Genomic DNA, 21,221 nt, shown 5'->3' with positions numbered 1-21,221 from the left:
CTCCTCGGCCGTTCTGCCGGGCGCGTCGCCGGAGCAGCCGCTACGCGACGAACGCCCCGTCGTCGCCGCTCGCCGGCTTCGGACCGCTCCATGCCGAGCCGCCCGCAGGCCGGATCCGCGAAGCCTCGACATGCGCCTCACCCGGCGAGATTTTTCCGCGTTTCTGGCGCAGCCGTGCCGCGCGGATCGTGAGGTAGTCGCGTTCGGGGACGCTCGTCGTGCGGGCGGCGGCCTTGGTGTAGCAATCGATTGCCGCGTCCACCGCACCGGCCATCTCGTGCAGGTGGCCGCGAACGGCGTCGAGCCGGTGGGTCCCCGGCAGCCGGTCGTCGAGGGCTTCGGCCAGCGCGAGACCGGCTCGCGGCCCCGCCACCATCGCCGTCGCCACCGCCCGGTTCAGCGTCACCATGGGATTGTCCGAGAGCTGTTCGAGCCGGTCGTACAGCGCCAGGATCTTGGTCCACTCGGTGTCCTCGGCACGTGCGGCCTGCGCGTGCAGCACCGCTATGGCCGCCTGGATCTGATAGGGGCCACGCAGGCCGCCCGCGAGCGTGCCGGTGACGAGGGTCGTTCCTTCGGTGATCAGCGCCCGGTCCCATTGCGTGCGATCCTGCTCGGCCAGCGGGATGAGTTCGCCGTGTGGACCGGTGCGCGCCGCGCGCCGGGCGTCGGTGAGCAGCATCAATGCGAGCAGGCCGGTGGCCTCGGGGTCTTCGGGCAGCAGCCGGTGCACCGCCCTGGTGAGCCGGATCGCCTCGTCGGACAGGTCCGTCCGGTGCAACGTGTGCCCCGAGCTGCTGGTGTGGCCTTCGTTGAAGATCAGGTACAGCACGTGCAGGACCGCACCCAGACGCTCCCGCCACCGCTGGTCACCCGGCTGTGCGAACGGCCGCTCGACCGTGGCCAGTTTCTTCTTCGCCCGGGTGATCCGCTGCGCCATCGTCGCTTCCGGCAACAGGAAGGCGCGGGCGATCTGGTCGGTGCCCAGGCCGCCCACCACGCGCAGCGTCAGAGCGATGGCGGCGGCGGGCGAGATCGCCGGATGGCAGCACAGGAACAGCATGGTGAGCGTGTCGTCGTGGTCCACCGGGACGACGTCGGTCCTCTCGCGGTCGAAGGCGGTGGTCTCCCTGCGTCGCCGGGCCACCTCCGCGCGCACGGCGTCGGCCATGCGGCGCTGCGCGACCTGGATCAGCCAGGCCCGTGGATTGTCCGGCAAGCCCTCCTTCGGCCACTGGGTCGCGGCCGCCAGCAGCGCTTCCTGCAACGCGTCCTCGGCGGTGTCGAAGTCGCCGAAGCGGCGGAGGAGCGTTCCGAGGACCTGCGGCGCCAGTGCGCGCAGCAGGTCCTCGGTGCTCGCCGGGAGCGGTGTGTCGTCGGGCACCGCACGCCGGTCGCTCATTGCTCGGTGGCGGGGGCGCCCATCACCGCGCGAACTTCGATGTACTCGCCAATCGGTTTACCGCCCGGGCCGGGTGCGGCGGAGGCCTGCGCGGCGATCTCGTAGGCCCGTTCGGGACTGTCCACGTCGACGATCCAGTATCCGGCCAGGAACTCCTTGGTCTCCGGGAAAGGCCCGTCGGTGACCACCGGCGCCGACCGGCCGTCGGAACTGACGATCCGTGCCTCGTCCGGCCCGGCCAATCCCTGCGCGTCCACCAGCTCGCCCGCCTCGGCCAGCTGCGCACCCAGCGCGCGCTGGAAGTCTATGTGCGCTCGGATCTCTTCCGGGGACCATTCGTTGATCGGTGTGTCGCAGTACGCGGTAGGCCCGTAGGTCTTCAGCAGCATGTACTTCATCAGTCGCGTCCTCTTTTCCGGCCTCCGGCCGCGTGGAGCGCCCCGGTGGCGCTCGCGAGCAGGTCGCAGCCGCGCGCGCGGATTCGACACAATTTCTCGGTGATCCCCGTCACAGCTCGGTGGCGGTGTCGGCCAGCCGGTCCGGGTCGACCGGCTCGCCCGCGAGAATCAGTTCCTTGATCCGGTCGGTCACGTCCCAGACGTTCACGTTCATCCCGGCGAGCACCCGGTTGCCGGAGTCCAGCCAGAACGCCACGAACTCGCGCGCCGCCGTATCGCCGCGCACGACGACCCTGGCGTATTCACCCGGCGCGGCGAACCCGGTGTACTCCATGCCCAGGTCGTATTGGTCGGTGAAGAAGTAGGGCAGCCGGTCGTAGGCGGCCTGCTCGCCGAGCATTGTCGCGGCGGCGACCGCGGGTTGGTTGAGTGCGTTCGCCCAGTGCTCCACCCGGATCCGCCTGCCGAGGACCGGGTGCTGCTGCGCCGCGATGTCACCGACCGCGACGATATCCGGATCGCTGGTTGCGAGGCGTTCGTCGACGAGCACGCCGTCGTCCACCGCGAGCCCGCCCTCGGCGGCCAGATCAACGTTCGGACGCGCGCCGACGGCGACCAGTATCGCGTCGGCTTCGATCGTGCTGCCGTCCGCAAGCCGGACGCCGTTGGCGACGTCGGTGGCGATGGCCTCCTCGGTGGTGATCGCGTCGACCTGCGCGCCGAATCGGAAATCGACACCGTTGGCGCGGTGCAGGTCGGCGAAGACCTGGGCCATCTCCGGGCCGAGCACCGCCAGCAGCGGCAGGTCGGCGCGTTCGATGACGGTGACCTCGACCCCGGCCGCGCGCGCCGCCGCCGCGACCTCCAGGCCGATCCAGCCCGCTCCGATGATGACGATCCGGCGCGCGCTGCCGAACAGTTCGATCAAGGTGTCGGAATCCTCGATGGTCCGCAATGTGTACACGTTGGGCGCGTCGGCGCCGGGAATCGGCAGCGTCCGCGGCGTCGAACCGGTGGCGAGGGCGAGCTTGTCGTAGGGCAGGGTGGAATCGTCGGGCAGGGTGATCGTCTTCGCCGCGGGGTCGAGTCCGGTGACGGTGGTGCCGAGGCGGACTTCGATGTGGTGGTCGCGGTACCACTGCGCGGGAACGACGGTGAACTCGGGCAGCGACTTCTTCCCGGCGAGGTGCTCCTTCGACAGCGGCGGCCGCTCGTAGGGCAGGTGCTCCTCGGCCCCGATCAGCGTCACGGTTCCGTCGAAGTCCTTGGCGCGCAACGTTTCCGCGAGCTTGGCCGCGCCCAGCCCGCCGCCGACGATGACGAAACGACGGTCAGAACTCATCGCGGACTCCTTCTCCGAAGGCAACCAAGCTCTTGCCGACCAACCCTACTGGCAGCGGTGCGCGTCGCTCGGGAAAACGGCTCCGCGGATGGGAACGAATCGCGAGCCGCCGTGGTTGCTCGGTAGGGCGGCCGAATGTGTGCGCCGTCCGTCCAGACGTGATCGAGAGGAAGCCGCCCGTGACCGACAAAGCCACCAAGGACGTCGCCGATTTCTGGTTCGACCCGCTGTGCCCGTGGTGTTGGATCACGTCTCGCTGGATTCTCGAGGTCGAGCAGGTACGTGACATCGAAGCCCGCTTCCACGTGATGAGCCTGTCGGTGCTGAACGAGGGCAAGGACGTGCCCCCGCAGTACCAGGAAATGCTCGCCACCGGCTGGGGTCCGGTCCGCGTCGCGATCGCCGCGGCGCAGGAGCACGGCGACAAGGTCCTGTTGCCGCTGTACACCGCCATGGGCACGCGCATCCACAACCGGCGTGCCGAGTACGAACGCGAGAGCCGCAAGGAGTCCCTCGCCGCGGTGATCGCCGACTCGCTCGCGGAGGTGGGCCTGCCCGCCGAGCTGGCCGCGGCCGCCGAGAGCACCGACTACGACGAGGCGCTGCGCAAGAGCCACCACGCGGGCATGGACAAGGTGGGGCCGGATGTCGGCACTCCGACCATCCACATCAACGGGACCGCGTTCTTCGGCCCGGTCTTGTCCCGGATCCCGCGCGGCGAGGAAGCGGGCAAGCTCTGGGACGGCGCCGTAGCGCTGGCGTCCTACCCGCACTTCTTCGAGCTGAAGCGCACGCGGACGGAAGATCCGTCGTTCGACTGAGCACCGTGCGCGGGTGCCGACGCGCGGCACCCGCGCATCGTCACAGCACGGACTTCGGTGGGCTCGCCGGTAGCTGACCGTAGGAGCTCGCGTAGTCGCCCGCGGGCACGCTCGCGCCCACGGGCGGCGCCGGGCGCAGAAACAGCTTTCCGTGCCTGCTGCGGTCGCGCAGCGCCCACATCCGCCAGGTGAGCACCGGATGGCTGGACAAGGCGTTCACCATCCAGACGAAGAATCCCTTCTCGACGACGGCCCGGTCGGCCATCTCGTCGAAGCCGACCAGCCTGTTCATGTACTTGCCCGCGGCCAGGGTGCCCATGGCGGCGGACGCCCCGGTATGCCGATTGCAGAAGCCGTGGTTGTCGGCGGTGTACTCCTGTGCGCGGATCAGGCTGCTGCCGATGATCGGCAGGAACGGCACGAGGAACATGCCCAGTTGCCGCCAATACGACGTGTGCCCCGCCGCGATGTGGCCGACCTCGTGCCCGATGATGAACGCCAGTGCGTCGGGTTCGCGCGCGGCGCCGCCGATCTCGAACAAGTCGCTGTAGACCACCACGTAGCGCCGGAAGCCGTGTCCACTGGCGAACGCGTTGATCTGGCCGTTGCCGAGCACCACGTACGCGTCCGGCACCTTCGCCATGCCGAAGCGGGCGGCGGCGTCGACCACCATCTGGTAGCCCTCGGGGAACTGGGTCGGCGACATCCGCACGCCGTTGACCCGCTGGCCCGCGTAGTTGACGCCGCGGCCGAACCACAGCAGCAGCGGAGCGGCCGCGAACGCCAGAACGTACTGGTCGAAGTTGCCGGTGGCGAGCAGCGCCAGCGCGATCAGGTACGCGAACACGGTCAGCACCACCACGACGACGAGCATCGGGATCTCCCAGCTGTGCCGGGCGGGCATGCCGAAGGGCGACAGACCGCGAGGCTGCCGCTGCGCCACGGGCGGCGGCATCGGCGCGCCGGGGTGGGACCCGTACGGCGCCGGATACGCGGGAGGAGCGGCCGGGTACGAGCCCGAGGTATACGTCCGGCCGTAGGGTGCGGCAGGCGTGTCCTGAGCCGAGACCCACCCGCCCTGCTGGGCATACGGGTCGGCCTGTCGGCCCGCCTGGTCGGGCGGCTGGGGTTCGAACGGCTGCATGGGATGAACTCTATTCAGTTGCCGGGAATGGGGCTGGCGCGTCGGTCGTGTCACCGGGCCCTGTGGCCGCCAACACAACTGGCGTATCACTCGATTCGCGCGGGCCCACCGCGGTGTTAATCGCGGGGGACGCCCTCTTGCCGCCCGCGCAGCGGCGGCCTGACACAATGCCTGCCATGCGCGTTTATCTGGGTGCCGATCATGCCGGTTTCGAACTGAAGAATCTTGTCAAGGCCCATCTGGAGCAGGCGGGCCACGAGGTCGTCGACTGCGGTGCGCTCGAGTACGACGCGCTCGACGACTACCCCGCCTTCTGCATCGAGGCGGCCCGCCGGACGGTGGCCGACCCGGGCAGCCTCGGCCTGGTGTTCGGCGGCAGCGGCAACGGCGAGCAGATCGCCGCGAACAAGGTGCCCGGCGCCCGCTGCGCGCTGGCCTGGAGCGTGGAGACCGCGAAGCTCGCCCGCGAGCACAACAACGCGCAACTGATCGGTATCGGCGGCCGCATGCACTCGACCGAGGAAGCGCTGGCCATCGTGGACGCGTTCGTGTCCACCCCGTGGTCGGACGAGGAGCGCCACCAGCGGCGCATCGACATCCTGGCCGAGTACGAGAAGACCGGCGTCGCCCCTGCGGTCCCCGCGTACTGAGCGCACCGAGGTCGTAACGGGCTGTGCCGGAAGGACATACGCTGCACCGCCTCGCGCGGCTGCATCAGCGTCGCCTCGCGGGCGGTGTGGTGCGGGTGTCGAGCCCGCAGGGCAAGTTCGCCACGGGTGCGGCCCGGGTGGACGGGCAGGTGCTGACGAAATCCGAGGCGTGGGGCAAACATCTGCTGCACCATTACGACTCGGGCTTGGTCGTGCACGTGCATCTCGGCTTGTACGGCACCTTCACCGAATCCGCGCTGCCGATGGGGGAGCCGGTCGGCCAGGTCCGGATGCGCGTGTTCGGGGGCCCGGACGGGCAGCCGGGCTTCGGCGCCGACCTGCGCGGGCCCACCGCGTGCGAGATCCTGCTGCCACCGGAGGTGGCGGCGCTCACCGACCGGCTCGGCCCGGACCCGCTGCGCCGCGGCGCCGACCCCGATCGGGCATGGCGGCGGATCCAGCGTTCCCGCAGGCCGATCGGCGCGCTGCTGATGGACCAGCAGGTGGTCGCCGGGGTCGGTAACGTCTATCGCGCGGAACTGCTCTTCCGGCATCGGATCTCGCCGCACCGCCCCGGCACGGGGCTGTCGGCAGGCGAATGGGCGCAGATGTGGTCGGATCTCGTCGCGCTCATGCGGGTGGGCGTGCGAGTCGGGAAGATGGTTGTGGTGCGGCCCGAACACGATCACGGCGAGCCCTCGTACGCCAAGGACCGTCCGCGCACCTACGTCTACCGCCGCCAGGGTGCCCCGTGCCGGCTGTGTGGGACCCCGATCGCCCATCAGGTGATGGAGGCCCGGAATCTCTTCTGGTGCCCCGCCTGTCAGCCCGGCTGACCCGGCGGCGGCCGATAGGTCCGGCTCAGCCTGCGACGGCGGTGTCGATGTCCGGCTCGTCCGCGAGGGCGAAGCGGCGACCGCCTGCTGTCTTGGCGGAGTACATCGCGCGGTCGGCGCGGCGCAGCAGGTCGGTGAAATCGATCGGGCTGCCCGGCGGGCTGTAGGCGGTGCCGACGCTGGCGGATACGGGCACGGGCCCGGCCGACGACCAGACCGGGTCGCGCAGGGCGGCCACGATCCGATGCGCGAGGTCGCCGAGGTTGTTGTGGCGCGGGTTGGTCGCGAGCACGAACTCGTCGCCGCCGTACCGGCAGATCACGGTGTCCGGAGGGCAGGCTTCGCGCAGCCTGCCGGCCAGTTCGACCAGCACCTCGTCGCCGATCGCGTGTCCGTACCCGTCGTTGATCTGCTTGAACCGGTCCAGGTCGATCAGCAGCAGTCCGACGCCGCGGGTCGGGTCGGTGGCCATCAGGCGCACCTTGTCCTGAAGCAACGTCCGGTTGGCGAGATCGGTGAGCGCGTCGTGGGTGGCCTCGTGGCGCAACCGGTGCTGCAAGGCGGCGATCTCCTGCACCCGCAGCGACACCTTGGCCGACAGGTTCTGCTCCTGTTGCGCGAGGGCGCGCTCTTGCAGCGCCTGGGCGTAACTATCGATGGCCTGGCTGGCGATGAACGGCCAGCGGGTGGCCACGAGGGAACCGGGCGCGCCGGAGGGGAAACCTAGCAGCCAGCGCGTGGCCTGCGCCAGCATCCGGATCCGGTCGAACGGCGCCTCGGCGAGCCGGGCGCCGAGCATCCGTGCTTCGGGCACCGGGAACGGCTCGGACCTGGCGAGCCTGAGCAAGCGCTCGACGATCTCGATCAGCACCGGTTCCAACTGCTGGGGCGCCGCGCCCGAACCGGGCTCGGCGCAGACCGCACGGGCCCAGGCGCGGGCCATGGCGGCTACCGGGGGCTCGATGTCGGTCGACATCGGACTCACCCGGTGTGAGTGACGTCGGTACCCAGGTGCCCTGTAGTCACACAGGTGCCGGCGTCACCCTGATCGTTCCCACTGCTACGCGGTTGTGTCCACCTGGTTCGGCGCACGCTCACCGCCCCCTTTCCAGATACCCCCGTCCGGCAAAAAGGATCCTAGCAAGCCACTCGGCATCGAAAAGCGCTGATTTGCAACGTGTTCTCGATGCCTCGTGAATAGCGATCGGGTATGTGATCGTTCCCGTCGCGTTGGTGTTACACCCGATTCTCGTTCGCTGCAAAATCGCGCCGCGACGCGCTGGCGACACGCTGCGGGAGGTGTGCGGGGAGTGGTGCGCGAGCAACGGCGGCGGTCCGGTCCGGCCAGGCGCCGCCTGCCTCACGAGAGTCTGTTCTCGCACGCGAGAACCTCGTCTTCCCTGTCGAGTTCCGAATGGTTGTGCCGAGTGTTCCGAGGGTAGTCGCTTACCGGCGGTGGTCCGGCCGAGACGGTTCGGGTGGCATACGCCGTCGCTTCGGGCCGCGACGCCGGAGCCCGCCTCGGCCGCGTGCGCGATGCGCACCGGCGGGTGAGGGGGATGGCCGCTCGATATGCCGACGCTCCCGGCGGACGGGTTGCTGCGCGATCGGCCCAGGGTTCGCGGGATGGACCTCGCCTCCGCGTGCGCCGCGTCGAGTCGCTCCCGGCCGCGCGGCCGTGGCTCGGTGACACACCGAGTGTGTCGGCCGTGACGGCGAGTCGTGCGGTCCTCATCGGAAATCCCTCGAGCGATGTTCCTGGGGTGACAAGTGTGTCATTCGAGTTTCGCCCACCGGAATCCGACACGCCAGAGTTTCAATGAAAAATAGCCTTTAAATATTCTCGAGCGCGTCAGCGTGTCACGGCGGGCCCGCCGTGCGACACTGGTCGCGGCAACCCCGGAGCGTTCCTGCGGGCAACCTGCGAGATCTCGCTGCGCGGGGGGCTGATTGGCGTTTCGGAAGCCGGGTTCGGTACAGTCGGATCGCACACGACATCGTGGCGATCCCATCGGTGTCGTATGCCTGCGGGTGTAGTTCAATGGTAGAACCTCAGCCTTCCAAGCTGATGGTGCGGGTTCGATTCCCGTCACCCGCTCCACGGAGCATTCATCCTCGTCGACGGCCGCCCCGCCGCCGCGGGGGCCACGGGGTGTAGCGCAGCTTGGTAGCGCATCCGCTTTGGGAGCGGAGGGTCGCAGGTTCAAATCCTGTCACCCCGACCATCGTTCGGGGGCGGGATTCGTCCTCGGGTCTCGTCGGGAGCGGCGGCTGCACCGTCTCCTCGGATCGGTATACCTACGGCATCTCACCGGGTTTCATACACGTCGGAGAAGGTCGGGGGGACGCGTGGAGCTGGGGGCGGAGTGCCGCGCGTTGCTGCCGGGGCATCCCGTGGCAACCCTTCGGCACTGGTCCTACGTAGGTATGTTCAGCGATTCGCCGGGCGTCGTGTTCGATGCGCCGGAACAGGGCTGCGAGTCATTCGCCCGCGGCGACCGGTGCACGGTTCGAAAAGGCCCGAATGCGAATGTCTACGTAAGTATTCGACAGTGCCGGATGGAAATAGGAGAACGGTCGGTTCGCGACCGCGCCGTCATTGCTCGGCTCGAGCCTGTGGGCTGGAGGCCACCGTGGACGGCGGCAGCTCGGAGTGCCGGGCGAACGCCTGGTCGATCAGCTCCGAGGTGGCGCGGGTGACGATCAACCGGGCGATCGCCAGGTCGGTCTCCAGCTTGGTGCGGTCCCGGGGGGTCCGCGCGGAATCTTCGTAGGTCTGCCCGGCCAGGCGAAAGAACAACTCGGTGGCGAAGCGGTCGGCGATGCGATCGCAGTCGGCGCGCAGACGTTCGACCAACTGGAACGTGTCCTGCATCGGCAGCCCGGTGTCGGTGAGCCGGGTGGCCAGATCGCAGCACCGGGGATTCGTGACCCGGTAGGCCTCGAGCGGGTCCTCGCTGGAGGCCAGCGCCTGCTTGGCGTACTCCGGCAACTCGGCGTAGCTGTCCTGTGGCTCGGTGGTGGCTTCCGCATCCGCTTCCGCCGCGTTCGCGTTCTTCACGCCGAGTACGTCGGCAAGTCCGTCGCCGCGGTCCCAGGCTTCCAGCAGCTCCCTGATCCCGTTCAGCTTCATCCCCCGCCCCAGCAGGCGGCTGATCGTTTGCAGGCGGTTGAGGTGGTCCGACCCGTAGTACCCGATCCGCCCGCGCACCTCCGGCGAGGGCAGGAGACCTCGCTCGTGGTACACGCGGACGCTGCGCACGGTGGTGTCGGCTGCCCGTGCCAGTTCGTCGATCGTGAATTCAGAGTCTGCAGCCATGTTTAAAAGGAAACCATAGTCGGGCCCCCGTGGAAAATGGTCCGTTTCATAACGTGCCGTTAAAGAAGGTAGCTGGACGTTGCTTCAAGGTCAACGAGCCGTTACGCAACGGTACAAAAGGTTGTGTGCTGGGCAACAGTGGGCTACCGTGCGTAGACCAGCTTATCGCGGCTGGGTTCCGGGGACTGTTGAGCAGCCCTGATGACCGTCCGATCCATGGGCCACGCACCTGCCAGAGGTGTGTGCTCGGCATCCCCGGAGATGGCTATGAGCATTACGCGAACCCTTCCGATGGACACGGGATCCATTGCATCAGCAAAGGTCTCGTCGATTCCGGCAAAGTCGAACCAGCGGCCACCGTGCGCCGACGTCCCGGACAACTGGGACATGGACACCGGGAATCCGGATGCCTGGCGAGCAGCGGTGCGAACCTGTCAGAGTTGCCCCTTGCTCGCGCAGTGCCAGCAATTGGCGCAGGCGCTGACCACCCGCGGAGACGGTCCCCGCGCGATGATCTGGGCGGGCGTCGCCTATGACAATTCGGGCAGCGTCATCGAGAACCTGGACCGGCACCGTGCCGCGCCGATCGACCACAAGCGCCCCATGCGGATCATCCGCACCGGACCGCGTCCGCTGCGCACCGTATCCACGCTTCCCGCGCCTCGTCGGCACATCGTGCTCGGGCAGCCCCTCAAGCCGACCGGCACCGACGGCCTGTGACTATGCTGCGTGCAGCTTTTCGCGTCGAGTCGTTCGGTGGTGCGTAACTCATGACAGTCCTGGCATTGGAGATCGGGTCGTCGGGCTTCGCGGCGACCCGAGTCGCCGACGATGTCGACACCGACGACATCCGGAGGATCCCGATCCCGGCGACAGGCGCCTGGGACCGATGCCAGGAGCTGCTGCTCGAGGTCGCGGGCGGCGACCAGGTCACCGCCCTCGGCGTCGCTTCGGCAGGGCCGATCGATATGGCGGCCGGGGTGATCGCCCCCTCCGAGGTTCCGGAGTGGCGAGCGGGTTTCGAAATCGTCCGAGCCGCGCGGAAGCTGTTCCCGGAAGCGCAGGTTCCGCTCGCGCTGGACGGCGTATGCCTGGCGCTGGCGGAGCGAGGTTTCGGCGCGACGAGCGCGGTGATGGACAGCCTGGCGCTGAGTATCTCCGATCGCATCACCGGCGGGGTCGTGGTAGGCGGCTTCGTCTTGGTGGGGCGCACCGGTAATGCGGGGCACGTAGGTCATGTCCTGGTCCCCGGCTTCGACGATCGGTGCTCCTGCGGCGGCCGCGGGTGCCTGGAAGCGGTCGCCGGTGGCCTGGCCATGGTGCGTTGGGCCAGAGAGCAGGGCTGGGCGGGCACGTCGGTCCCGGAATTGCTGGAATCCGCCCGCGTCGGCGAGGACATTGCCGCCGCGGCGCTCGGACGGGCCGGCACGGCGCTCGGACGGGCGATCGCCTCGGTGACGGCACTGCTCGACCTCGACCTCGTCGTGCTCGGTGGCTCGCTCGCCGAGGCCGGGCCGGTGCTGTGGAAACCGCTCGGCGAGGCGGTGGCCACGCACGCTCGGCTGAGTTTCCTGCCCGGATTGCGCGTCATTCCTTCGCAGCTCGGTGACGTCGCGACGATCATGGGCGCAGGTGTGCTGGCTCTCTCCGGAAGGAATGCCTGAGCTATCCCACCCTGGCGTAATGCGTTGGGCAGGAGCAACTTCAAGCCCGCGTTCGAAGTTGCTAGGTGAATGCTGACGGCTTCGGCCGTTGGCTTCCGTTGATCTTGTATGGCGGTTTGCAGCAGATGTGCCACTGCCCTGTGCGCCGGTCGAGGAGGACTTCTCCGGAACTTAACGTGAACAAAATGAACACCCCTGCGCGTGTCTGGTCGACGTGCCGCAGACTTCATGGGAGCAGGCGGCAGGGTCGCAGGTTGATTGAGCCGCTAAATAACGGTACATTGCCTGAGTCACAAGATGTCTCATCCGGGTTGAGGCGGACCCGGAGGAACGGCTGGTCGGGCAAGTGCGAAGCGAAGTGGCGCAGTGATTCCATGGGTGACTATCGAGACGTTGGCGCCGGACGGCATGTCCGTGGCGTCGGTGGGGGATGCACCGCGTGAGTTCGCGAGCTGGCAGCGGGTGGTGCAGCGAACGCTGTCGAAAATGCCCGCGCTGTACGACAAGCTCACGACCGCGGCATTGACCGAGGCCGTCCAAACCGCGCACGACCAAGCGCAGGACGTGGATCTGGCCATCCAGACGCGCGCGGGAAGGCATCAACTGCTCATCCGTCCGATCTTCGGCCCGGCGGGGGACGTGCACGCGGTGCGGCTGTGGCTGGGCCCCGCGTCCGAGCGGGTGCCCGCGGTGCGCCCCGCGGTGGGCGCCATCTGGGACCTGAGCAGTCAGACCATCCAGCAGCCGAGCGGCATCACACGGTTGTCCGGCAGCACCGCGGAACAATACGTCCCGCGGATGTCGATCGCCGAACTGTTCCACCGGGTGTCGAGCTTCGATCGGCACGCGGAAATGCTCGATCTGCTCTACGACCCCAAGCCCGGTGAGCGGATGCAGTTCGATACCACGGTGGTGCACGGATTCGGTCGCCCGGCCCAGTGGCGGATCACCATTCGCGCCCGCGACGACGAGCGCACGCGCGGTGCCTGGTGGTTGATCGAGGACGTGACGTCGGAGAACGCGCCGTCGGCGTGGCCGACTCTGGAGCGCATCGGGTTGCGCGAGGCGCACCGCCGGGCGGGTACGCATCTGGCCGTGGTGCAGCTCGAGCACACCAGTATCTCGCACTGGCTCACCGATCCGGCGCCATGGGTGCGGTGGGACTATCTGTTCCGGCCTGTGGATGTGTTCCATCCCGACGACCGTCCCCGGCTGGCGGAACTCGGCGACCGGCTGCGCTCCGGGGACAGCGCCGGCGTGACCCTGCGGGTGCTCAACTACGGCGGCGGTTACACCCCTACATCGCTACTGCTCTACCCCTATCCCGGGTACTCCAGCAGACAGCTGGCGATCGCTCAGCTGGTCCGGGTCGCCGACGACGTTCCGCTGCTGGAAACCCATCGCCAGGTGCTGGAACCCCGGCAGTGCAGCGCGCCGATCGGCTATGACGAACAATTGCGGCATTGGCTGGCGGGCAGGATGAAAAGCAGTCCCGCCTGCTGACACTTGATTCCCACGACTGGGAACTACTGGCCGGTTAAGAACCCTAGTGCTCTCTACCATTTCGGGAGTGAGGACAGTGGTTCGTGGACCGGCAGATTCGGGTGAGGCACTGCTTCGCCGGATGGCCGCCCGCCGCCGTCGCGACAACATCGTGGTCGCCGTGCTGGCGGTACTCGCCGTGCTCGGCGGCGGCCACGCGATTCTCAGTGTCTTCGACGACGGACCGCCTCCGCTGTCGGACGATTCGACGACGGCAATTGTCGGGCGCGCGCAATTGGCCGGCTCCTTCGCCGAGCAGTTCGTCGTCACCTATCTCACCGCCGTTGCCGGGCAGCAGGACCGCATCGGCGAATTCGTCGGCTCCAATCAACAGATCACGTTGCCTTCGTCTGCCCGTCAAGTCTCCGATCCATCGATCGCCTATGTCTCGCGCGTGGTCTCCACGGGTGCGCTCGATGTCTGGTCGGTGACGGTGTCTGTGCGGGTCGGCAAAGCCGGCGCCGCCACCGCGCCGGAGCAGCGGCAGTTCTATCGCGTCGCGGTATCGGTGTCCGAAGGGCGGCTTCGTGCGCTGTCGACACCCGCGGAGGTACAGCCTCCGGCGAAAGGCGTCGATCTCAAACTGGCCTACGGTGCGCCCTGTGCACCGGATACGCCGCTCGGGCAGGTCGCCGCGGGTTTCCTCAGTGCCATGCTCACCGGAAAGGGTGACGTGACGCGTTACACCACGCCGGATGCCGGGCTGGCCCCCCTGAAACCGCCCCCGTTCACCGCCGTCGAGCTGGCCTCGCTCATCACAGATGATTCGAGCTGCGGCTCCGGCGGCGCCAAGGCCCAGGTGATGGCCACCGTCAACCCCAAAGCCGATACCGGCGCCGCCGCGACACTCGCCTACCCGCTCACCATGATCCGCAATGCCGGCCAGTGGCAGGTGGTTTCGATAGATCCGATTCCCGCTCTGTCGACCCCGCTGGCGGTGGTCGCAGGCGGGGATTCCCGAGGTGGAGCGCCGCCCACTTCTACCTCGCCACCCTCGACGTCGGTGACGATTCCGCCGGCGACTCAGAACTGATCCGAGAGGCAGCCCGATGGGTAATCTGAGCAACATCCTCTATGGCATCCTGATCTTTGTCCGTTGGGGCGGCATGATCATCATCGCCATCGTCACGATCGGTGTGGTGATCTCCGAGGCGGCGAAATCCAGGCTGTCGCCCGCGAGGATCATCGTCGTCTTCGGATCCGGATTGATGGCCGGGGTGGTGATCTGGATTCTGCCGACGACCATCAATTACGCCCGAACGGATGCCAACCTCATCGTCCCCGATCACCCTATCGGTGGGTATCGATGACCCAGGTGATCAAGGTGTTCACGCCGATCAAACGTGTGCCCACGATGATCGGCAAGGCGCAGAACGGGCAGAAGCTGCCGTTCGGCCCGTACACCCTGCCCCAGGTCGCCGCCGGTGTGGCGATGATGTCGGTGACGTCTGTGTGCGCCATGACTTTTCCGGTCAACCCGGCCGTAACCTTCATCGCCGGTCTGGCCATGACCATCTTGGCGGTTTTCGTGCTGGGACTGGTCCCGTACACCGGCGTCCGGATGACCTCACGAGCCCTATGGCTGGGCAGGCTCATCGTCTACCGCAAGCCGGTGTCCGCCTCGGGCATGCCGATCACCAATGACTCGGTGCGCCACACCCTGTTCATCGAGGAGACCGTGGTCCTCTTGCTGCCAGACCGCCCCGGTGCGGCGGTGGCCGCCGAGCCGAAGTCCGGCATCCGGATGCTCGAGGTGCTGAACGGGAGTGGCAAGGCCACCGATCTGTGGAGGCGACTGAACGGCAAGGACAACGGCAACGGTACTTCCACCGAAGGAAGCCCCTGATGGCACTCGGACGAGATCTACAGCCCACCGCGGCGATTCGCGGCAATCTCCAGTTCACCCATTCGGGTCTGGTCACCGCGACCTATTTCATCAATCCGCTCGGTTACGGCTTACGCAAGGCCGGTGACAAGTACGACGTGAAGATGGCGCATCACGCGCTGGTCACCAACTTGCCGAGCGGATCGTTGCTGCTGGGCATCCAGGCGCGGCTGAACACGATCGACGTGCTCACCAAGATGGTGGAGGGCGTCGACCTGGACGAGTGCGAGGACTACGCCGACGAAGTGGTCGCCTCCTACGAGCGCGTGCACGCGATCATGCCGCAGACCCGCATCTTCCTGCTGTCCATCCCGGTCGGGGCCAGCAACTCCAGTATGTCCGCGTTGTCGCGCCTGTGGCGCGGTAGCACCACCACGATCGACGCGACGGCGATCGCACGCGCCGACCTGGACGCCTACGACGAGAAGGCGAACGAGATCCTGTCCAGGATCGGCGGGGACTTCGATCCGCAGCCGGTGCCCGCCGCCCTTTTCCAATGGTTGTGGGAGCACTACCTTTCGCGTGGCGCGGCCGGGGACCCGGTGGCGCCCACCCGCGCGGGCGCGCTGGACGACGCGACCGCGGCGGTCTTCCGCTCCGCCGCGCTCGACGAGGGGGCGCAAGCCGACAGCAACCGGCGTGTCCGTCCGTCGTTCGTGCCCGTGATCAAGGTTGTGCAGCCGGATTTCGAATACCGCCCCTCCTACCAGGCCATGCTGACACCGCACTCATTCCCGTACGCAGGCATGACGTTTCCCGGAGGCAGCGAGTTTCTGAACGTACTGGAGGGCCTCGGCGACGTCACCGTCGACTGGGGCATGCGGATCTCGACCAAGCCCGCCGAGCAAGTCCTCAAGAACAACGAGCTCAATTTGCGCAGGCTCGGCGAGCAGATGGACCAGCGGGACCAGGAAGTCTCGTTCGCGCAGAACACGCTGGCGTCGAAAGCGCGCATGCTCGGTGAGTACAACCAGCACTTCGAAGTCAACGGCGGTGAATCAGAGGTCTCGTTCACCACCGTCATCGCGATCGGCGGGCCGTCGCGGGACGCCACGATGGACGCGGTCAATACGCTCAAGCGCCGCTACAAACGGTTCCAGGTCGATATGGTCGCGCCGGTCGGCGCGCAGGTCGACCTGTGGTCGATGCTGGTTCCCGGCAGCCCGCCACGCCGGGCCTTCGATGACTTCGCGCATATCGTCCCCTCGGACATGTGGGCTGGATTCGTGCCGTTCACCACCAGTCAGATCGGTGACGACAGCGGGCCGGTGATCGGGGTCAACCTGCTTTCGGGGCATTTCGAGCCGATCCACTTCGGCATCATGGAGGCCGCGCTGCACGACCTGTCCGCCTCGTTCGCGGTGACCGGCGAACTCGGCTCGGGCAAATCCTATTTCCTCAAGCTGATGGCCGTGCTGGTGCACGACATGGGCGGGCAGTTCCTCGCGATCGACCGCAGTCAGGTCGGCGAGTGGGAGCATTTCGCGCGGTCGATCGATGACGCGGTCATCATCGACCTCGCCAATCCCACGGTGTCGCTGGATCCGCTGCGGTTGTTCCCCCTGCGGATCGCGGGTGAACGTGCGCTCGACTCGATCCTGCCGCTACTGGATCTGTCGCCGACCTCCGGCGCGGGCGCAGCGGTGAGCAACCTGCTGTCGCCCAGAGGCATGGCCGAGCACAAGATCAAGAGTCTGCTCGATCTGTACCACGTCGTGCGCCGGTTACGGGACCACCCCGAGCGCGGCGAGGAATACGCTGATCTCGCGGCGCGCCTGGGCACCGTGGTGGAGCGGGTGCCGGTGCTGTTCGACCCCAAGTTGCGACCGCTGCGCCTCGATGCCGCCGCGACCGTCGTGCGCAGCCACAACCTGCAGCTGCCGAGTGCCGAGGAACTCACCACGCCGCACCTGTACAACCGGTTGCCGCTGACGAAACGGCTCGGCACGGCGCTGTACGAGCTGGTCGGCGTGGCGGCGCGCGAGGCGTTCCTCTCCGACAACGGCAGGTTCGGCCTCCTGGTCGGCGACGAGGCGCACCACTTCACGCAGACGCAGGTCGGCTCGGCGGTCACTTCCGATTTCAGCCGCGACGGCCGTAAGCACCTGGCCGCGATCGGGCTTGCCTCCCACGACCCGGCCACCGACTTCCAAGGCGCGGCGCACAACCTCATCCCGAACCGGTTCGTCTTCCGGCAGCGCGACGAGACGCTGGCGCGCAACAGTTTGGAGTGGTTGGGCGTCGATCTGGAGGAAGCGCCCTTCCTGTTGCAGATTCTTCGCGAAGAGACCTCGCCTCCGGTCGGACCCGGCCGTCAGATCCCCGAGGAGCGCCGAGGCGAGATGTTCATGCGTGACGCGCTGAACCGCATCGGGCGCGGCAAGGTTCTGGGTCCCGCGCGTCCGGACCGCGCCGCGGCGATCACGAGCACTCCGACCAGCGGCGCCGGTGCGCGTTCGGCCCTACCGGAGCGATTGGCGCGCTGATGAGATCACCGCTCGGCTCCGGCATGCGTACAGAGGGGGCATCCTTCGGAATGCCCTGGGAACCTCAATTCTGGGACGCGGACCGTTGGCGACCACAGATGGTCTTCCGGCGATTCCGGGCTTGGATCGCCGCGTCCCGCCGTCGTCGCAGGATCTCGTGGATCGCCATCGCCCTCTTCGTGCTGCTCGTCTTCCCGGGCCTTCTCCATGCCGTGTCCATCGCACAGACCGGCACACTGGCCCAGGGGGCCGCGCCCAACAGCGCGACCAGCTGGATGAACGTCAAAGACTCCCAGGGAGTGAACGTCTCGAGCTACCAACTGGTGGTCGATAACGGCGGAGTGTTCAACCTGGGGAATTTCGCGCTGTGGATCATCCTCATGCCGATGTTCGCGTTATGGCTGGTTACCGTGACGACCGGCGTTTGGTTCCCCGCGGAGGCGATGGATTTCGGGTGGCTGAATCTGATCAGCGCGCCATTGCAGGCGATGGCCAAAAATCTCACGCTACAGATCGCGACACCCCTGCTCGCCGCGACGGCGCTGGCAATCGGCGCATTTTTCGTGGGCTACTTCATCCTCCGCGCCCTGTACGCCAAGGCCGTTACACAGGTCGTGACGATGATAATCGTCGCGATCGGGGGTGTGTTCTTCCTGGCGAACCCGATGGCGGAGGCGCTGTCCGACCACGGTGTGCTGGTGCAAGGGCGTGACCTCGGGCTCTCGGTCGCGGCGGGGTTGAACGGGAACAACAATCCGAATCCGAGGCAGCTGGTCGCCACTCTGCAATCGACCATGGCGGACAATTTCATCCGGCTTCCGTTGCAGGTGTGGAACTTCGGGCACGTCGTGGACAGCAACCCGTCCTGTCGGGCAGCGTGGTCGGCCGGCATGACGGCCGGCAGCGAAGACCGGGTGAAGAACGGATTGCGATCGTGCGGCGACGGAGCCGCGTATGCCGCGGTGCAGAATCCGAGCGTCGGTCAAATCGGAGCCGGACTGCTGCTGCTGCTGTGCGCGCTCATCCTGTTGGCCTTTGCCGCGTACTTGTCCTTCAAGATCATGTGGGCTGCCCTCGACCTCATCTACTACGGGTTCGCATCGATCTTCGGGTTCGCCGCAGGCGGGTACATCTACGGTCCGACGCAGACGTTCACCGTCCGTTGTGTGGTCCACGGCTTCATCGCCGCCGGGAAGATGGCCTTTTTCGTCATCGCCCTCGGCATCTACGAGCTGCTGCTGGGCAGCCTGTTCCGCGCTGCGAACGGCCAGATCATGGTTATCTTCGTCATCGGGGCGGCTGTCGAGGTCGTCGCCATCGTCCAGGTGCGGCGGCTCAGCAGGAATATCGACGAGGCCAACGAATGGGTGGTCAACCGCATCGGGTCGGCGATACACAGCGGCGGTTCGGCGCAGGGTGCAGGCGGCGGCGCCGCCATGGGTATGAACTTGGGGATGGGTAACTCCGGCGCGGCCAACTCGTTGACCCCGCTGGCAATGCTCGGCGCGGTCAGTACCATCAACAGCTCGCCGGTCACCGCATGGATGTTCGGGGGCCGTCTCAACCCGCTGAATCCCTTCTCGCGGGTGGATCATGTCGACAAGAGGAACAAGGCGAGGGGCCTGAGTTCACGGGACCTGAGAAATGCCGCGCACGGTGCCGCGTACGATCGGGTGTCCTCCGCCGATTTCGCGCGAGCTGGAATAGCGAGGTCCGGGGCGCGCCGCAACAGTGAAAGAGCCGCCGCCTTCGCGGCGGAGAATGTCGCGCATGCGACAGGCATGATGGGCAGCGTGCAGTACGCCCTCCGGATGGCCGGTGTCAGCTGGGGAAGAGGGCAACGGGCGACCATTGCGCGAGCAGATATCATCCGGCACGCGGACGACGAGCCGCTCGCATCGAAGCACCTCGGCCGTGTAGTCGCCGCGCATAAGCATTTCGAGCGGGACTTCCATACGAATCCGGGCATGATGATGGCCAGGTTCCACGGGTTGGAGGCCAGCGTCGATCGGTATCGAGGTGATTATCAGGGCGGTGTGCACATTTCGGAAGAGCTGGCCCAGCTCGGCAGAGATTACATCGACAATCCACACAAGCAATGGATCGATGCACTGCAGGCCCATGCCGAGGGGCCGATCACGGGCGGTTCCGCCGCGCGGCTGCAGATCAATGGCCGGGACCTGAATCAAACCGAAGCGGACCGGTTGAGGAGCTGGATCTCCAACGAGCATGCGCTGCGGGTCCAGGCGGCCACCAACTGGGTAGCCGAAAATCCCAACGACTTCGAGCGGATCCGAGTACTGCGTTCCGAAATCGACAAAGCCGCCCAGACCGACCAATGGCAGGCGGGCCGGAATATCACGGGTGCTGTCTCGCTCCCACAGCCGAACCCCGCACAGCCGCTGCCCCCGATTCCGGGCAGGATTCTCAATCCCCTCAGAAACCCGCGCGGCCGCTGATCACCCCGCGATGAGGGCAAGACAGCGGGGCAGATATCGCAGAAAGGCAGTCGATGATCGGTCGTCTCCTAACGTTCGTCCTGATGCCGCTCTGGATATGGCTGGTGCTCGGGGGCGTAGGTGTCCTGTTCGTGATCCTGATGGGCCTGGTGCTGGTCATCGGCGGGGCGACCTCGGCGATCGCCTCCGATCTGCACTACCAGTGCGACAGTGCGGTGGGGCCCGACCCCTCCCAGACCGTGACCGCGACCGCGACCCGGGCGTCGACGGCGGTGCGGCCGACTGCGCTCAGCGCACCGGCGGCTGGTGTGACCACCGCTCCCACGACGAATCCGTACGCGCAACTGACCATCGCGCCGGACGACACCGATGTGTCCGATTGGCAGCGCGCATGTGCCACTGCGCTGAAGGACGCCCCTTACCAAGATCCCCCACTGCTCATCGGCAATTCGGGAATCGGCGCCGAGTGCGCGGGTCGGCTCGCGCTCGCGCAAGCCGGAGCATCGTCGAGCCGAGCCGGAGCATCGGCCGGCGGAGCGCAGGGCAGCGCCGGTGACCCACCGGATGCTGCCGAGTTCACCAGGTCGGTCATCTATCGGGCGTCGGCCGCGCAGTCCAGCGGGCGGTGCGAAGCCACGGCGGGCCCGGTGGCGCAGCCGCCGGCAGCGGATGCCGGCCGGCAGCCGAGCGGTACGGCGCGGCCATGCGGTCAGCCCGACAGCTCGGGCGCCACGGTGGTCGTGCTGCCGAGCACCGTCGCGGCGCAAGGAGCCTGCGGTCAACGAGTGGACCCCTCCGCCGTATCGGAGGGCGATCTGGTCTTCTGGAACTACCGGAGGAATGCGCCCACCCAAGTCGGCATCGCGGTCAGCGGCACGCTGCTCGTCACTATCGATGCGGCGAACGGCGGTTTCGTCGAGCGGCCCATCCCCAGCACGAATGATGTGCGGGTGAAGCGGGTCCTGAGCAGCGGGATGTGACGGACACACGATGCCACCTACAGAAGTAGAGCCGCAGATAGAGGCGGGTGAGGAAGCCGAGGCGCCGCCGGGACCGGTGACACCGTGGACACACCGGCCGGATCAGCGGCGGCCACGGCCCGGTGGGTTGCCGGGTCAGCCGGGCAGTCCGTCGCCCGGACCGGGGCAGTCCGGGTCGCCTGGGCCGGGGCAAACCGGTTCCGGTCAGCCGAACGGTGGCGGTGAGGCCGGGGTCCCGGGTCCTCCGGGTGTTCCGTCTCAGCCCGGTTCGTCCGGTGTGCCTGGTCAGCAGC

The 21,221-nt window shown here is 67.5% G+C and carries 18 protein-coding genes and 2 tRNA genes; 14 read left to right on the top strand and 6 right to left on the bottom strand.

The window, feature by feature from the left end; translation table 11 throughout:
• Positions 1–40 precede the first annotated feature (40 nt).
• The 3 genes from NA8_RS30445 to NA8_RS30435 all read right to left on the bottom strand — a co-directional run bounded on the left by NA8_RS30445 (position 41) and on the right by NA8_RS30435 (position 3,142).
• The gene (locus NA8_RS30445; RefSeq protein ID WP_084467199.1) at positions 41–1,402 is read right to left on the bottom strand and encodes an RNA polymerase sigma factor; all 1,362 of its coding nucleotides are present in this window, start codon (positions 1,400–1,402) and stop codon (positions 41–43) included.
• Positions 1,399–1,800 (bottom strand): YciI family protein, encoded by a 402-nt coding sequence (locus NA8_RS30440; protein WP_174550162.1) that lies wholly within the window; start codon positions 1,798–1,800, stop codon positions 1,399–1,401. The genes NA8_RS30445 and NA8_RS30440 overlap by 4 nt, the downstream gene beginning before the upstream one ends.
• A 109-nt stretch (positions 1,801–1,909) precedes the next feature.
• Positions 1,910–3,142 (bottom strand): NAD(P)/FAD-dependent oxidoreductase, encoded by a 1,233-nt coding sequence (locus NA8_RS30435; RefSeq protein WP_063053753.1) that lies wholly within the window; start codon positions 3,140–3,142, stop codon positions 1,910–1,912.
• A gap of 179 nt (positions 3,143–3,321) precedes the next feature.
• On the opposite strand from NA8_RS30435, the gene NA8_RS30430 reads away from it, so the two are divergent.
• Positions 3,322–3,963 carry a mycothiol-dependent nitroreductase Rv2466c family protein gene (locus tag NA8_RS30430; protein WP_084467201.1) on the top strand — a complete coding sequence of 214 codons (642 nt, stop codon included), beginning with the start codon at positions 3,322–3,324 and terminating at the stop codon, positions 3,961–3,963.
• 40 nt (positions 3,964–4,003) lie between these two features.
• On the opposite strand, the gene NA8_RS30425 is transcribed toward NA8_RS30430, so the two are convergent.
• Entirely contained in the window at positions 4,004–4,918 is a 915-nt protein-coding gene (locus NA8_RS30425) for a M48 family metallopeptidase (protein ID WP_084467198.1), read from the bottom strand.
• Between the two features lie 365 nt (positions 4,919–5,283).
• On the opposite strand from NA8_RS30425, the gene NA8_RS30420 reads away from it, so the two are divergent.
• Positions 5,284–5,757, top strand: a complete 474-nt coding sequence (locus NA8_RS30420) for a ribose-5-phosphate isomerase (protein ID WP_062977163.1) — start codon at positions 5,284–5,286, stop codon at positions 5,755–5,757.
• A gap of 23 nt (positions 5,758–5,780) precedes the next feature.
• Positions 5,781–6,593 (top strand): Fpg/Nei family DNA glycosylase, encoded by an 813-nt coding sequence (locus NA8_RS30415; protein ID WP_063053750.1) that lies wholly within the window; start codon positions 5,781–5,783, stop codon positions 6,591–6,593.
• A gap of 25 nt (positions 6,594–6,618) precedes the next feature.
• Here the strand turns inward: NA8_RS30415 and NA8_RS30410 are convergent, their stop codons facing one another.
• On the bottom strand, positions 6,619–7,569 hold the full coding sequence (locus NA8_RS30410; RefSeq protein ID WP_063053749.1) for a GGDEF domain-containing protein: 951 nt from the start codon (positions 7,567–7,569) through the stop codon (positions 6,619–6,621).
• A gap of 1,051 nt (positions 7,570–8,620) precedes the next feature.
• Between NA8_RS30410 and NA8_RS30405 the strand changes: the two genes are divergently transcribed.
• Both NA8_RS30405 and NA8_RS30400 read left to right on the top strand, forming a co-directional pair.
• Positions 8,621–8,694, top strand: a tRNA-Gly gene (locus tag NA8_RS30405).
• A gap of 47 nt (positions 8,695–8,741) precedes the next feature.
• Positions 8,742–8,818 (top strand) — tRNA-Pro (locus NA8_RS30400).
• 371 nt (positions 8,819–9,189) lie between these two features.
• Here NA8_RS30400 and NA8_RS30395 read toward each other — a convergent pair.
• A complete protein-coding gene (locus NA8_RS30395) occupies positions 9,190–9,912 on the bottom strand; it encodes a MerR family transcriptional regulator (protein ID WP_063053748.1) in 723 nt (240 codons plus the stop codon).
• Between the two features lie 267 nt (positions 9,913–10,179).
• Here NA8_RS30395 and NA8_RS34190 point away from each other — a divergent pair, with 267 nt between their 5' ends.
• From NA8_RS34190 to NA8_RS30345, 9 genes are all read left to right on the top strand, one after another.
• The gene (locus NA8_RS34190) at positions 10,180–10,632 is read left to right on the top strand and encodes a hypothetical protein (RefSeq protein WP_157107009.1); all 453 of its coding nucleotides are present in this window, start codon (positions 10,180–10,182) and stop codon (positions 10,630–10,632) included.
• A gap of 50 nt (positions 10,633–10,682) precedes the next feature.
• Positions 10,683–11,576 carry an ROK family protein gene (locus NA8_RS30380; RefSeq protein ID WP_063053746.1) on the top strand — a complete coding sequence of 298 codons (894 nt, stop codon included), beginning with the start codon at positions 10,683–10,685 and terminating at the stop codon, positions 11,574–11,576.
• A gap of 378 nt (positions 11,577–11,954) precedes the next feature.
• Positions 11,955–13,079, top strand: coding sequence for a GAF domain-containing protein (locus tag NA8_RS30375; RefSeq protein WP_063053745.1), 1,125 nt, complete (start codon positions 11,955–11,957; stop codon positions 13,077–13,079).
• Positions 13,080–13,146: 67 nt separating this feature from the next.
• Positions 13,147–14,151, top strand: a complete 1,005-nt coding sequence (locus NA8_RS30370; RefSeq protein WP_245664068.1) for a conjugal transfer protein — start codon at positions 13,147–13,149, stop codon at positions 14,149–14,151.
• A gap of 16 nt (positions 14,152–14,167) precedes the next feature.
• Positions 14,168–14,428 carry a hypothetical protein gene (locus NA8_RS30365; RefSeq protein ID WP_039796594.1) on the top strand — a complete coding sequence of 87 codons (261 nt, stop codon included), beginning with the start codon at positions 14,168–14,170 and terminating at the stop codon, positions 14,426–14,428.
• Complete coding sequence (locus tag NA8_RS30360) at positions 14,425–14,964, top strand: hypothetical protein (RefSeq protein WP_245664067.1); 540 nt, start codon at positions 14,425–14,427, stop codon at positions 14,962–14,964. The genes NA8_RS30365 and NA8_RS30360 overlap by 4 nt, the downstream gene beginning before the upstream one ends.
• Entirely contained in the window at positions 14,964–17,489 is a 2,526-nt protein-coding gene (locus NA8_RS30355) for an ATP-binding protein (protein WP_063053743.1), read from the top strand. Before NA8_RS30360 ends, NA8_RS30355 begins: the two co-directional genes overlap by 1 nt.
• 98 nt (positions 17,490–17,587) lie before the next feature.
• The gene (locus tag NA8_RS30350; RefSeq protein ID WP_063053742.1) at positions 17,588–19,948 is read left to right on the top strand and encodes a hypothetical protein; all 2,361 of its coding nucleotides are present in this window, start codon (positions 17,588–17,590) and stop codon (positions 19,946–19,948) included.
• Between the two features lie 83 nt (positions 19,949–20,031).
• Positions 20,032–20,928 carry an NlpC/P60 family protein gene (locus NA8_RS30345; RefSeq protein ID WP_063053741.1) on the top strand — a complete coding sequence of 299 codons (897 nt, stop codon included), beginning with the start codon at positions 20,032–20,034 and terminating at the stop codon, positions 20,926–20,928.
• Positions 20,929–21,221 lie beyond the last annotated feature (293 nt).

This window comes from Nocardia arthritidis NBRC 100137 (assembly GCF_001612765.1).
In the GTDB taxonomy this organism is placed as follows: domain Bacteria; phylum Actinomycetota; class Actinomycetes; order Mycobacteriales; family Mycobacteriaceae; genus Nocardia; species Nocardia arthritidis.
The sequence above is the reverse complement of the archived record's forward strand: the minus strand, read 5'-3'. Positions and strand labels throughout refer to the sequence as shown.